This is a genomic window from Cryobacterium sp. Hz9 (assembly GCF_004402825.1).
Taxonomy (GTDB): domain Bacteria; phylum Actinomycetota; class Actinomycetes; order Actinomycetales; family Microbacteriaceae; genus Cryobacterium; species Cryobacterium gelidum.
Window position 1 is genome coordinate 262,648 of sequence record NZ_SOFC01000011.1, and the last position, 12,801, is coordinate 275,448.

The 12,801-nt window shown below is 63.6% G+C and carries 11 protein-coding genes; all 11 read right to left on the minus strand.

Translation table 11 applies throughout. The annotated features are described in order from the left end of the window. Positions 1-801, minus strand: coding sequence for a carbohydrate ABC transporter permease (locus E3N85_RS05535; RefSeq protein ID WP_241978329.1), 801 nt, complete (start codon positions 799-801; stop codon positions 1-3). Positions 802-871: 70 nt separating this feature from the next. Continuing rightward, entirely contained in the window at positions 872-1,699 is an 828-nt protein-coding gene (locus tag E3N85_RS05540; protein ID WP_370289084.1) for a carbohydrate ABC transporter permease, read from the minus strand. Between the two features lie 137 nt (positions 1,700-1,836). Next, positions 1,837-3,144: an extracellular solute-binding protein gene (locus E3N85_RS05545; RefSeq protein ID WP_134460432.1), complete on the minus strand. Its 1,308-nt coding sequence runs from the start codon at positions 3,142-3,144 to the stop codon at positions 1,837-1,839. A gap of 38 nt (positions 3,145-3,182) precedes the next feature. Continuing rightward, positions 3,183-4,208, minus strand: coding sequence for a LacI family DNA-binding transcriptional regulator (locus E3N85_RS05550; RefSeq protein ID WP_134460435.1), 1,026 nt, complete (start codon positions 4,206-4,208; stop codon positions 3,183-3,185). Between the two features lie 465 nt (positions 4,209-4,673). Next, entirely contained in the window at positions 4,674-5,660 is a 987-nt protein-coding gene (locus E3N85_RS05555; protein WP_134460438.1) for an aldo/keto reductase, read from the minus strand. A gap of 100 nt (positions 5,661-5,760) precedes the next feature. Next, positions 5,761-7,065 carry a thymidine phosphorylase gene (locus E3N85_RS05560; RefSeq protein WP_134460441.1) on the minus strand — a complete coding sequence of 435 codons (1,305 nt, stop codon included), beginning with the start codon at positions 7,063-7,065 and terminating at the stop codon, positions 5,761-5,763. A gap of 10 nt (positions 7,066-7,075) precedes the next feature. Continuing rightward, entirely contained in the window at positions 7,076-7,495 is a 420-nt protein-coding gene (locus E3N85_RS05565; RefSeq protein ID WP_370289085.1) for a cytidine deaminase, read from the minus strand. Next, the gene (locus E3N85_RS05570; RefSeq protein ID WP_134460444.1) at positions 7,492-8,784 is read right to left on the minus strand and encodes an ABC transporter permease; all 1,293 of its coding nucleotides are present in this window, start codon (positions 8,782-8,784) and stop codon (positions 7,492-7,494) included. The genes E3N85_RS05565 and E3N85_RS05570 overlap by 4 nt, the downstream gene beginning before the upstream one ends. After that, entirely contained in the window at positions 8,781-10,055 is a 1,275-nt protein-coding gene (locus E3N85_RS05575) for an ABC transporter permease (RefSeq protein WP_241978317.1), read from the minus strand. Before E3N85_RS05575 ends, E3N85_RS05570 begins: the two co-directional genes overlap by 4 nt. Continuing rightward, positions 10,052-11,572 (minus strand): ABC transporter ATP-binding protein, encoded by a 1,521-nt coding sequence (locus E3N85_RS05580; RefSeq protein ID WP_134460447.1) that lies wholly within the window; start codon positions 11,570-11,572, stop codon positions 10,052-10,054. The genes E3N85_RS05575 and E3N85_RS05580 overlap by 4 nt, the downstream gene beginning before the upstream one ends. Before the next feature lie 93 nt (positions 11,573-11,665). Then, positions 11,666-12,769, minus strand: a complete 1,104-nt coding sequence (locus tag E3N85_RS05585) for a BMP family protein (protein WP_134460450.1) — start codon at positions 12,767-12,769, stop codon at positions 11,666-11,668. Between the last annotated feature and the right edge of the window lie 32 nt (positions 12,770-12,801).

Consider the following 12,801-nt stretch of genomic DNA (forward strand, 5'->3'; position numbering starts at 1 on the left):
TTAGCCCTTTACGCTGGATCCGAGATTGGTGGAAATGAATTGACGCTGGAAGAAAATGAACAACGCGATGGCGGGTGCTGCGAGCACACAGGCACCGGCCAGGATGGCCCCGAACGGGTTGGAGGCTGTCGCCGCGATGTTGGAGATGTAGTTGGCCAGTGAGACGGCCAGCGGCTGAAGGGCCGCGTCTTTCGTGATCAGGAATGGCCATAGGAACTCGTTCCAGGGGCCGATGAAAGTCAGCAGGATGGCCGTGACGATAGCGGGGCGCACCAGTGGGATGGCGATCTGCCACAGAATCCGAAGCTCGCTGGCGCCATCGATCCGGGCCGCCTCGAACAGGCTCGCGGGCAGCTGCAGGAAGTACTGCCGGAATACGAATACCGCGGTGGAGTTGATGGCGAACGGCAGGATCATGCCGAGGTAGCTGTCGGCGAGACCGTAGTCGCGCGCGATCATCACATACAGCGGGATGAGTAGCAGCTGGAACGGGATCATCTGTACTAGCAGCATCATGCCGAACACCACACCGCGGCCCCGGAACTGCATCTGCGCCAGGGCATAGCCCACCAGAAGGCCGAACACCACGGTGCACAGGATGACGCCGCCGGTGAAAATGCCCGAGTTCATCAAGCCGATTAGCAGGCTTATCCGGTCGTTGATCTCGGTGTAGTTTTCCAAACTGAGATTGGTCGGATTGGGGAAGGCGCCGGCCACCGACGTGTCTGGTGAGGCCTGCAGCGAGCCGATGAGCATGTAGTAGAACGGGAAGAGGAACACGAAGGCGCCGACGGCGAGCATCAGAAAACTGCCAACTGTCAGGTTCCGGCGTTTCTCAGTTTTTTCTTGGTGAGGCTTAAACCGTGCCATTTCAGTCCTCCTTCCCGCCGACAAGGCGTTTCTGAATCAAAGCGACCAATAGCACACCGAGTACCAGCACGACGCCCAGCGCGGCCGCAACATCCGGGTTTCCCTGCAGGATCCCCTTTTGGTACATCAGGAATACCGGAGAGCTAGATGCACCGTCCGGCCCGCCGCCTCCGGTGAGTAGGTAGGGCTCCGTGAACAGATTGGCACCGGTAATGGTGGCGAGGAGGGTGACCAGCACGCTGGCCGAGCGCACGCCGGGGACCGTGATGTTCCAGAATTGCGCCCATTTGTTTGCGCCGTCTACCGAGGCAGATTCGTAGAGTTCTTCCGGGATGTTCTGCAGCGCGGCCAGATAGAGCAGGATGAAGAATCCCAGCTGTTTCCAGGTCACATACAGCGCTACGGTGGGCATCGCCAGCCAGGAGCTAACCAACCAAGATGGGTCGGGGGCCAACGGACCGAGCAGGACGTTGACCAGACCGTTCTCCTGGAAGAGGAACAGCCACACGCCAACGACGGCGACACTGGCCGTGACGTAGGGCACGAAGTAGCTCACACGAAAGAACGTCCGCAGCCTCGTCACCCGGTTGAGGGCGTTGGCCAGGATCAGCGACAGGCCCACCGTGAGCGGAACGTTGATGACCAGAAAAATCAGAATGTTGAGGAAAGAGCGTTGCACGGCGGGGTCGGACAAGATCGTGACGTAGTTGTCCAACCCGACGAACGGCCGGTCGACCTGCACCCCGGGGGCGGTGAAGAAGTAATCGTGGAACGAGATGTAAACGGCATAGCCGAGCGGGAACGCCAGGACCCCCAGAACGTACACCACGTACGGCGCGCTGTACAGAAGCCCTAGCGGCTGACGGCCCAAGGGAGACGTTTTCTTCCTGGGGCGCGTCAGCTGCCGGTTTGCCGTTACCCCGACCGGGCTGTCTTGGACGGTGCGGAGTGACATGGGAATCGCCGTTAGTTCTGCGCTACGAGCTGATCAATTTTTTCGGCTGCATCCTGAAAGGCCTCGTCAATGCTTTGGTTTTCGAAGACCACGGATGCTGCGTAGGCCGTGCGGAAAGTCTGCCAGACCTCGACCGAGTTGGAAACGTTGGGAACCTCAACGGTGCGAGCAGCCTGGTCGGCGAACTGCTCATACGCCGGGTTCGCGGCGAAGTAGTCGGCGTAAGTGCTGGTCAGGTCTTCGCGCATCGGCATCTGTCCAGTGAGGGCCAGAAGGCTTCCGTCCTGCTCCTCGCTCGTGGCGAACTTCAGCACCTCCCAGGCCGTTCCCTGGTTCTCGCAGGCGGAGTACAGGCCAATGTTCTTGGCGTCTGAGAAGGTATAGCCGTCATCCTGCGCCTCAGCGCCAGGGATCGCGACGGCGCCCCAGTTGACCGCGTCCTTGTAAGCATTGATGGCCCACGGACCGGCCAGCGACATGGCCGACTTGCCCTCAGCAAAGGAGTCGCCCTGGTACACCTCTTTAGAAGCTAGGTTCTCCTGGTAGAGGGTCTCGAACATTGTGGCCACCTGCTTGCCCGCGTCGCTGTCGAAGGTGGCCTTGCCGTCCTCAACTAGCGAGGCACCATTGGAGTTGGCCGCATAGAACGGGTAGAAGTCGAACCACGATTGGAAGAAGTCACTGGCCGGGGAAGGCCAGATGGCGTTCTGTACGGCGCCGGATTCCACCAGTGCCCGTGCGGTGTCGAGGAATTCCGCCTGCGTGGCCAGCTGCGGGTTCTCGGCGTCCAGGCCGGCCGCGGTGAAGATGTCCTTGTTATAGAACAGCACTACCGGGTTCGACTTCCACGGCATCTGGTAGGTCTTGCCGTCGCTGGACTGATACTGGTCGGCCAGGTTCCCGGTGCGCTCCGCGAGGTAGTCGGCACCATCCGGGAAGGAATCCAATGCCACCAGACCGCCCTGCTTCTGAAACTGAGGCACGGCCACCGGGGCGGTATTGAAGACCAGGCAAGGGGCGTTGCCAGCGGTGATGGCAGCGCCGATGACTTCTTCGCTGCTCTTACCGGCCGGGATTTGCTGGCCGGTGACCTGTTCGTCCGGGTTGGCGGCGTTCCAGTCGGCCACCATTTTCTCGGCCCACTGGACTTCGAACTCGTTGTTGGAGTACCAGACCTTAATCGGGCCAGTCGCGGTGAGTGCTCCGCTCGCGTCCTTGCTATCACTCCCCCCGCTACTGCAGGCTGCCAAGACCATACTCCCCGCCACGGCGACGGCCGACATGGTGAGTCGTCGAGCAGTGGTTTTTATGTGCTTCATTGCATCTCCTCAGAAAGTGACTGTGTTGGTGCAGGTCGTTAGGTTGTGCTGAATCTGACCGGTCCGGTGGAGCCTCGGACCAGAAGCTTTGGCGGGGGAAGAACGATATCCTGCCCGTCGTGGGTGCCAGCGAGCTGGTCGAGCAGAACCGCCGCGGCCAACCGGCCCCACCTGAGCGGATCGGACGAGATCGTGGTCAGCGGTGGATTGAGATACTGGGCAAATTCGGCATTATCGAAGCCGGTAATGGATAAGTCACCTGGCACGGTGAATCCGTGGGTGAGGGCGAACGACTGCCCGGCGGTGGCCATGAGGTCGTTGGCGTAGACGATAGCGGTGGGTCGATCGGGCCGGCGCAGCAAGGCTTCGGTAGCGGTGACTCCCCCAGACGCGGTGAAGTCGGCGTCGGCGAAGAGGTCAGCCGGCAACCCGGCCGCGAAAAGTGCCCTTTCCCACGCCAGACGGCGGCTGCGGCCGTGAACGTAGGCCTGCGCTCCGCCGACATGAGCAATGCGGGTGTGGCCCAGGCCAATGAGATGGTCGACGGCGGCCGTGATGGCGTCCGTGTCATCCGTGCGCAGGGCAGTAAACGGGGAGGGTGTATCCGAACGCTCCAGCGTGACTGCGGGAAGCTTGAGTTCTCGCAGGAGAGCAATCCTGGAATCGTCGTTCCGCATGTCGGTGAGGATTACGCCATCCACCCGTCCACCCTCGACGAGCTTGCGGTAGCTACGCTCTTCCGCGTCGGGATCGGTGGCTATGGTGAGGACCAAAGCGTATTCGTGCTCCGAAAGGGTGGATTCGATACCGGCAATGAAGGCCGGGAAAAACGGGTCTGTACCCAGCAGCTTCAGATCACGAGCGACGACGAGCCCCAACGCATAGGCCTTGGATGAAGAGAACCCCTTGGCGCGAAGGCTCGGCTTCCAACCGAGTTGTTTCGCCGCCTCCACGATGCGCTGGCGGGTCACGTCACTGACGCCCGGTCGGCCGTTGAGCGCGTACGAGACGGCACCCTTGCTCACGCCGGCCGCACGAGCGACGTCGCTGATCGTGACCGCCATGCGCCTGCCTCCTTACAACGACGGGCCAGCGATTTCCATTGCTGAACCGGTTCAGTAAATTCAACTCAACCGGTTAAGTCAGGAACTGTCAAGTGCCCGCGGTCAATCCGGAATTGTAACTTTCAAAACAAATTTTCTTCCCCGTGCGCACAATCGGATGGCTGCCGTAGCCGGGAAGCGCGCTGCCTGAGGACGAAGACCTCGACTGATCAGGCGCTTTCGGATGCACGATGGGGGTTTGGCCCGAGCGGGTCGACAATATCCCTCCGGAGTTTGCAGCGTGCGGATACCTTGGTAAGTGAAGCGTCCGCGTATGACATTTGCTCAGAATCGGCACTAATGGGGTCGTTGGTCAGGTGTGCCTCAGGCAGCGGCAGCGCGTGCCGACGCCGAGGACGTCGGCGAGGCTGGCCGCTACCGGGCGGGTGACACCTGGCCCGAGGCCGCCCGGTGCGCGCCCCTGCCTCACCAGCGCGGGTGGATCTGCTTTCGCAGGAGCCGATCGTAGATGTCCTGCACGGCCTCGTTGAACGCGACGCCCAGCGGCTCGGCTACGCCCGCAGCGGCATTTGCCTGTGCCTGCGCGACCGAGCGGGCTCCCGGAATCACGGCGCTCACACCGTCGATCTGGGCGACCCAGGCCAAGGCGGCCTGCGCCGGGGTGAGGCCGGCCGGAACCAGGGCCGCGAACTCGGTGGCGGCCTGCAGACCAACCTCGAAGTCGACGCCGGAGAAGGTCTCACCGACGTCGAAATGGCTGCCGTCTCGGTTGTAATTGCGGTGGTCGCTGTCGGCGAACACGGTCTCGCGGGAATATTTGCCGGTGAGCAGCCCGCTGGCCAGCGGAACCCGGGCGATGATGCCGACCCCGGCAGCGCGCGCGGCGGGCAGGACCTCATCGAGCGGCTTGAGCCGAAAAGCGTTCAGGATGATCTGCACCGTTGCGACGCCCGGGTGGCTGATCGCGGCGAGGGCCTGGTCGCAGGTCTCCACGCTCACACCATAGTTCTTGATGACGCCCTCGTCGACGAGGGTGTCGAGCGCGTCGTACACCTCGCCGGACTTAAAGACCGCGCTCGGCGGGCAGTGCAGTTGCACGAGGTCGAGGGTATCCATGCCGAGGTTGGTGCGCGACCGGTCGGTCCACTCGCGAAAATTGGCGAGCACGAAATTCTCCGGCAGCTGTTCGGCCCGGCGACCCATTTTGGTGGCGACGGTGATTTCAGCACCTGGAGCGTCGTTCGCAAGAAAGTGCCCGATCAGACGCTCGCTGCGGCCGTCACCGTAGACATCCGCTGTGTCGAAGATGGTGATTCCGGCTTCAACGGATGCCGCGAGCACAGCGGCCCCATCGGCGTCGGTCACGTCGCCCCAATCGCCCCCAAGCTGCCAGGTTCCCAACCCGATCACGGAAACAGTGTGGCCGGTTCGTCCAAGAGTGCGTGTTTGCATATACCCAGCTTAGGCATCGGGTGTGCTTCGCCGACGCAACGGTGCGCCGCGGCCCTGACGCGCCGCTTTGCAGGGGCGACCGCCGGCGATCGTGCCGCCGCTAGCGGCTCCCGATGCGTTCCGCGATCAGCGGACCGCCATCCTGCACGCGCTCCCCCGGGTCACCGATGCGCCAGGCTCCCTCGACGGCGGCAAGCGCCCGTGCGAACCGCTCGGGCTCATCGGCGCTGAGCGTAAACAGCGGCTGACCCTTGACTACGGTGTCGCCCGGCTTGGCGTGCAGGTCGATTCCGGCGGCATGCTGCACGGGATCCTGCTTGCGCGCCCGCCCCGCACCGAGCCGCCAGGCGCCGACGCCGAACGGCAGGGCCTGCTGTTCGACCAGCACGCCGCTCCGCTCGGCGAGCACGACGTGAGTCTCACGCGCGACCGGCAACGCGGCATCCGGGTCGCCGCCCTGCGCCCGAATCACGGCACGCCATTTGTCCATCGCTCGGCCATCCGTGAGGGCCGCCGCGACATCGACATCGGTGATCCCGGCCAGGGACAGCATCTCCGCCGCCAGGGCGACGGTGAGCTCCACCACGTCGGCCGGGCCGCCGCCGGCGAGTACCTCGACCGACTCGCGCACCTCGTTGGCGTTACCGATCGCACGTCCCAGCGGCACGTTCATGTTGGTCAGCAGAGCGGATGTCGCCACCCCGGCATCTTCGCCGAGCTCCACCATCGTGCGTGCCAGCTCCCGCGACCGCTCGATGTCTTTCAGAAAGGCGCCGGAGCCGTACTTGACGTCGAGCACGAGTGCGCTGGTGCCCTCGGCGATCTTCTTCGACATGATGGACGACGCGATCAGCGGAATCGACTCGACCGTGCCGGTGATGTCACGCAGGGCGTAGAGCTTGCCGTCGGCCGGGGCCAGGCCGCTGCCGGCCGCGCAGACCACCCCGCCGATCTCCTGCAACTGCTTGAGCATCTCGGCGTTGGTGAGGTTGGCACGCCAGCCCGGGATCGACTCGAGCTTGTCGAGGGTACCTCCGGTGTGGCCGAGGCCGCGGCCGGAGAGCTGCGGCACGGCCGCCCCGAACACCGCGACGAGCGGCATCAGTGGCAGGGTGATCTTGTCGCCGACACCGCCGGTGGAGTGCTTGTCGGTGGTCGGCTTGCCGAGGCCGGCAAAGCTCATCCGCTCGCCGCTCGCGAGCATGGCCATGGTGAGGGCGCGAATCTCGTGACGGGTCATGCCGTTCAGAAAGATTGCCATGGTCATAGCGGCCATCTGCTCGTCGCCGACATAGCCGCGCGTGTATGCGTCGATCAGCCAGTTGATCTGCGGCTCGCTGAGTTCGCCGCGATCGCGCTTGGTGTGAATGAGGTCGACGGCGTCAAACGCTTCGATGGCGGTCATGTGAGACTCCTTAGGAAGCGGTGGCTGCGCGGTAGTCGGTGAGTTGCCGCGGTCCGAAGGCATCCGGAAGCACTTCGTCGATGGTCTTGACCCCCGACACGGTTTCGAGCAACATGCCCGGCGCGGAGTGTTCGTAGAGCAGCTGTCGGCAGCGACCGCACGGCATGAGAATGCCGCCGCTGCCGTCGACGCAGGTGAACGCGACGAGCTGGCCGCCACCGCTTCGATGCAGCGCCGAGACCAGACCGCACTCCGCGCAGAGGGTGAGGCCGTAGGAGGCGTTCTCCACGTTGCATCCGCTGATGACCCGCCCGTCTGTGACGAGCGCGGCAACGCCGACCGGAAACTTCGAGTACGGCACGTAGGCGGTCTTCATGGCGGCCAGGGCGACCTCGCGCAGCGAGGCCCAGTCGACGGTCACCGTGCTCACTTGATGTACGGCTTTCCGTCGGCGGCGGGCGCCCGCGAGCGGCCGACGAACCCGGCGACGGCGAAGATCGTCACGACGTAGGGCAACATGAGCATGAATTCGCTCGGAACGGGAGAGCCGATGATGCCCAGCACGTTTTGCAGGTTGGTTGCGAAGCCGAACAGAAGCGCCGCGAGGGTGGCCTTGATCGGATGCCATTGGCCGAAGATCACCGCGGCCAGGGCGATGAAGCCCATGCCGTTGGTCATTTCTTTGTTGAACGCACCGACCGCGCCGAGCGTGAAGTACGCGCCGCCGAAACCGGAGATGACGCCGCCCAGGGTGACGGCGATGAAGCGTGTGCGGTTGACGTTGATGCCGACCGTGTCGGCGGCCTGCGGATGCTCCCCCACGGCCCGCACGCGCAGGCCCCACTTGGTGCGAAACAGACCGAAATACACCAGGGCAATCGCGACGTACATGACGTAGACGATGATGGTCTGGCGAAACAGCACCGGACCGATGATGGGGATTTCGCTGAGGAACGGAACGTTGAGTCGGGGAAAGACATCCGGAGAGTTGAGGTTGGCGCTCGGCGCGAGCACCTGCGAGTAGAGAAAACTGGTCAGGCCGATCACGAGCACGTTGAGCACGACACCGACGATGACCTGATCGACGAGGTATTTGAGGGCGAAGGCGGCCAGCACCATCGACACGAGCGCACCGGCGACCATGGCCGCGAGCAGGCCGAGGTAGGGGTTGCCCGTGGCGGAGGCCACAACGGCCGAGCTGAAAGCTCCGGCCAGCAGCTGACCCTCAATGGCCACGTTGACGACGCCGGCACGTTCTGAGAGCACCCCGCCGAGGGCGCCGAAGATGAGCGGTGCGCTCAGGGTGACCGTTCCGATCAGCAGTCCGGGCACCGGAATCGTGGAGCCGGACGCCGCCCAAGCCAGAAATCCGACCAGGAACAGAAGCGCGAACAGGATGGTCAACACGATCGGAATCTTGGTATGACGGTAGACCAGCCAGGCCGACGCCGCGGCCATGAGCACGAGGACGACGGCGACGAACACGCCGGTAGCGAAGGTCGGCAGGGCAACCTCGGGCAGTTGGATCAGGTCGCGTCCTTCGGACAGGCGGAAGGTGCTGAGTTCACCGCGCAGGCCGCGCCCGAGCACGACGAACAGAAACAGCGACAGCACGGCGAAGCTGCCGAAGGTGATCGGAATCTTCCAACTGCGAATCTGCGCCGCTGGCTTCACGATCGGGGTCGAAGCCGGAGCGGAGCTCTGTGTGAGAGTGCTCATTTCGCCACCACCTCGTTGGTCTGGCGCGTCTTGACAGCGCGAATTTTGGGTTTCCTGGAGGTGCCGGGTGTGGGCAGGTGGAACATGGCGCGCACCAGCGGCGGGGCCGCGATGAACAGCACGATAAGAGCCTGCACGACCACGACGATATCGATCGGCACACCCTCAGCAGCCTGCATGGCGAACCCACCGGCTTTGAATGCACCGAAGAGGATGCCGGCGGCGAAGATACCCCAGGGTTTTGAACGACCGAGCAGGGCGACGGTGATGGCGTCGAAGCCGATACCAGCGTCGATGCCGGACCCGAACCCGGTGGTCACCGTGCCGAGCACCTGATTGATGCCGGCCAGGCCCACGAGCGCGCCCGAAATGGCCATCGCATACAGGTAGACGTTCTTCACGTTGATGCCGGCCACCCGAGCCGCGCTCGGGTTCTGCCCGACGGCGCGAAACTGAAACCCGAGGTTGGAGCGACTCAGCAGCCACCAGACGAAAATCGTGGCCGCGACGACCGTGAGAAAACCGGCGTGCAGGTTGTACCTCGGCCCGAACAGGTCGGGAAACACCGCGGTGGCTGCCATGGCCGGGGTCTTCGGGTTGTTGCTCCCTGGAGCCTGCAGGGCGCCCGGGGTGCGCAGCAGGAACTGAATGAGATAGAGGGCCACAAAGTTGAGCATGATCGTGACGATCACCTCGTGGGCTCCGGTACGCGCCTTGAGCAGGCCCACGATTCCGCCCCAGATGGCGCCGCCGAGCAGTCCGGCCAGGATGGCAACGATCAAATGGATGCCAGCGGGCAGCTCCACCGCGAAGGCAACCCACCCTGCGGCCCCGGCAGCGATGAGCATCTGCCCGCGGCCACCGATGTTGAACATGCCGACCCGGAAAGCGAGTCCGACACCGAGACCGGCCGCGATCAGCGGGGTAGCGAAGGTGAGAGTCTCGGTCAATGGGCGAATCGCGGTGAGAAAGTTCGTGGCGCGGAAGTTGTAAATCGAGCCCTGGAACAGGGCGGAGTACGCCCCCGCGACAGCGTCCCAGACGGCTCGAAGCAGGTCTGTCGGACGCGAGAAGAAGTATCCGGCGGTCTCCTGCACGCGTTCATTGGTGAACGCGATCAGTATGGCGCCGACCACGAGCGCGAAGAGGACAGCGAGGACGGAGATCATGGCGCTGCCGCCGGTGATGTCACGCAGCGTCTGGGTCCAGCGCTCAGAACCGTCCTTTCTGCTGTCACGGCCCGCCGGCGCAGTGGTCGTCGTGGCGCTCACAGTCCGGACTCCGTCGCCGGGGCGTGTTCGCCGGCCATCATGAGGCCGAGCGTGGCGCGGGGGGTGTTACCGGGCACGATTCCCACGATTTCTCCTCGATACATCACCGCGATGCGGTCTGCGAGAGCGACGACCTCGTCGAGCTCGGTGGATACAACGATCACCGGAATGCCGGAGTCCCGGGTTTCGATGACGCGCGTGTGCACGAATTCGATCGACCCGACATCGAGCCCCCGAGTCGGCTGCGCCGCCACGAACAATCGCAGTTCTCGGCTCAGTTCCCGCGCGAGTACGACCTTCTGTTGGTTGCCGCCGGACAGCCGGCCGGCCTCCATCTCACTGCCCTGCGACCGAATATCGAATTCCGCAATCTTCTCCGCGGCGAACTTAGCCCGGAATCCCAGCTGCAGGTTGCCGGCCTTCACGAACGGAGCCCCGGAACTGCGGTCGAGCATGAGGTTCTCGGCGATGCTGAAGTCGGCGATCAGGCCGTCTTCCGTGCGGTCTTCGGGCACGAACCCGACTCCTGAATCAAGAATGTGCCGCACGCTGTAGCCGCGCAACGGTTTCCCGTCGAGTTCGATCAACCCCGTGACGTGCTGCTGCAGCCCCAGCAGGGCTTCGGTCAGCTCGGTTTGGCCGTTGCCCTGAACGCCGGCGATGGCGAGCACTTCACCGGCCTGCACGTCGAAGCTCACACTGTTGACGACGATCTGGTTGCGGGAGTCGATCACCGAGAGGTTTTTCACCGACAGGGCGGTTCCGCGCAGTTCGGGGGCGCTCTTGTGCACCGTCAGCTCGACGGCGCGGCCGACCATGAGCGAGGCCAGCTCCGCGTTCGTCGCGGTCGGCGACGCCTCACCGACGACGGTTCCCAAGCGGATGACGGTGATACGGTCGGCGACGGCGCGCACCTCCCGCAGTTTGTGCGTGATGAACACGATCGAGGTGCCGGACTCGGCGAGCTGTCGCATGATGATCATGAGCTCGTCGGTTTCTTGCGGAGTGAGCACGGCGGTCGGTTCGTCGAAGACCAGCACCTTCGCATCCTGAGACAGCGCCTTGATAATCTCCACTCGCTGCTGAACACCGACCGGCAGGTCTTCGATCAGGGCGTCGGGGTCGATGTCGAAGCCGAAACGGTCAGAGATCTCGCGCACCTTGGCCCGGGCCGCGCTCAGGTCGAGGCGGCCGCCGAAGGTGGTTTGCTCGTGGCCGAGCACGACATTCTCGGCGACGGTGAACACCGGGACGAGCATGAAGTGCTGGTGCACCATCCCGATTCCCGCGTTCATGGCGTCGCCAGGGCCAGCAAACTTCTGCACCACGTCGTCCAGCAGAATATCGCCTTCTTCGGCGATATACAGGCCGTACAAGACATTCATCAAGGTGGACTTGCCAGCGCCATTCTCACCCAAAAGGGCATGAATTTCACCCGACGCGACGGTGAGGGAGATGTTGTTGTTGGCGACCAGCGCACCAAAGCGCTTGGTGATGCCGCGAAGTTCGAGCTTCATTCATCCTGAATTCTTGGGTCGAGCATGCGGGACTGCACGAGGGACATGAAATGGGGAGGCCGAATACTCGGCCTCCCCATTTCCATGAGCCTATTACTGCTTGGGCGAAGCGGGCGATTCGACCGTGATCGAACCGTCGATGATGCCGGCCTTGATGGCGTCGACGTCGTCGATCATCGACGCGGGAACCTTGGACTCGAAGTCGTGGAACGGTGCGATGCCCACGCCTTCATTGTCGAGGGTTCCAACGTAGGCGGTCGCGTCGAACGTACCGGATCCGGATGCCGTCACAACGTCGGACACGGCGAGCTTGATGTCCTTCAGGATGCTGGTGAGGAACACACCGGAGTCGGCGGGGTTGGTCTCGAACAGGTCGGCGTCAACACCGACCATGGCGATGTCCTTACCCGAGCTCTTGATCGCTTCGATAGCGCTCAGGAAGATCGGTCCACCAACGGGCAGGAGCACGTCAGCATTTTGGTCGATCAGGGCCTGGGCCTTGGCGAGCGATTCGACGCCGGCCGCGAAGCCACCGGTGAACGATCCGGTCTGCGAGGCGACGTCCCAGCCGATCGTCTGAACGGAGGTGCCGTTCTGGTCGTTGTAGTATGCGACGCCGTCAGCGAAGCCGTCCATGAAAATGGTGACCGGGGGGATCTGCAATCCGCCATAGGTACCTACGACGGCGGTCTTGCTGTATCCGGCAGCGGCATAGCCGGCCATGAATCCGGCCGGTGCCGTGTCGAACAGGATTGGCTTGATGTTCGGCGCGTCAACCTTGCCGTTGAAATCCAGGTCGGCATCGTTGTCGATGATGGCGTAATTCACTTCGGGGTTGGCCAGAGCCGACTCCACGGTGGCGGCGGCGAGGTTGAAACCGACCGTCACGATGAGGTTGCAGCCCTGGTCGACCAGGTTCTGAACGTTCGACTGGTAGTCGGTCTCCGCTGCGGATTCGACAGTTTTCGGCGTCACGCCGAGTTCGGTGGAGGCCGCGGTGAGGCCCTCGAAGCCGAGCTGGTTGAAGGACTGGTCGTCGAATCCGCCCTCGTCGGACACCATGCAGGGCAGGAAGTCGCTGGCGGCGGCGTTGGTGCCGTCGGTGGTTGCGGGCGCTTGAGCACAGGCGGCGAGCATCGCCACGGTACCGAAGATGGCAAGACCGGCAAGTACGGTCTTACGGGTCGAAATTGTCAAGAGGGCCTCCAGTGTGCTGCCCAGCGAGATCG

What these genes read in the sequence shown, in the direction of transcription:
- E3N85_RS05535 (WP_241978329.1), bottom strand. Translation starts at nt 801, where the DNA reads ATGCTCGCCGTCGGCGCCTTCGTGTTCCTCTTCCCGTTCTACTACATG.
- E3N85_RS05545 (WP_134460432.1), bottom strand. Translation starts at nt 3,144, where the DNA reads ATGAAGCACATAAAAACCACTGCTCGACGACTCACCATGTCGGCCGTC.
- E3N85_RS05550 (WP_134460435.1), bottom strand. Translation starts at nt 4,208, where the DNA reads ATGGCGGTCACGATCAGCGACGTCGCTCGTGCGGCCGGCGTGAGCAAG.
- E3N85_RS05555 (WP_134460438.1), bottom strand. Translation starts at nt 5,660, where the DNA reads ATGCAAACACGCACTCTTGGACGAACCGGCCACACTGTTTCCGTGATC.
- E3N85_RS05560 (WP_134460441.1), bottom strand. Translation starts at nt 7,065, where the DNA reads ATGACCGCCATCGAAGCGTTTGACGCCGTCGACCTCATTCACACCAAG.
- E3N85_RS05570 (WP_134460444.1), bottom strand. Translation starts at nt 8,784, where the DNA reads ATGAGCACTCTCACACAGAGCTCCGCTCCGGCTTCGACCCCGATCGTG.
- E3N85_RS05580 (WP_134460447.1), bottom strand. Translation starts at nt 11,572, where the DNA reads ATGAAGCTCGAACTTCGCGGCATCACCAAGCGCTTTGGTGCGCTGGTC.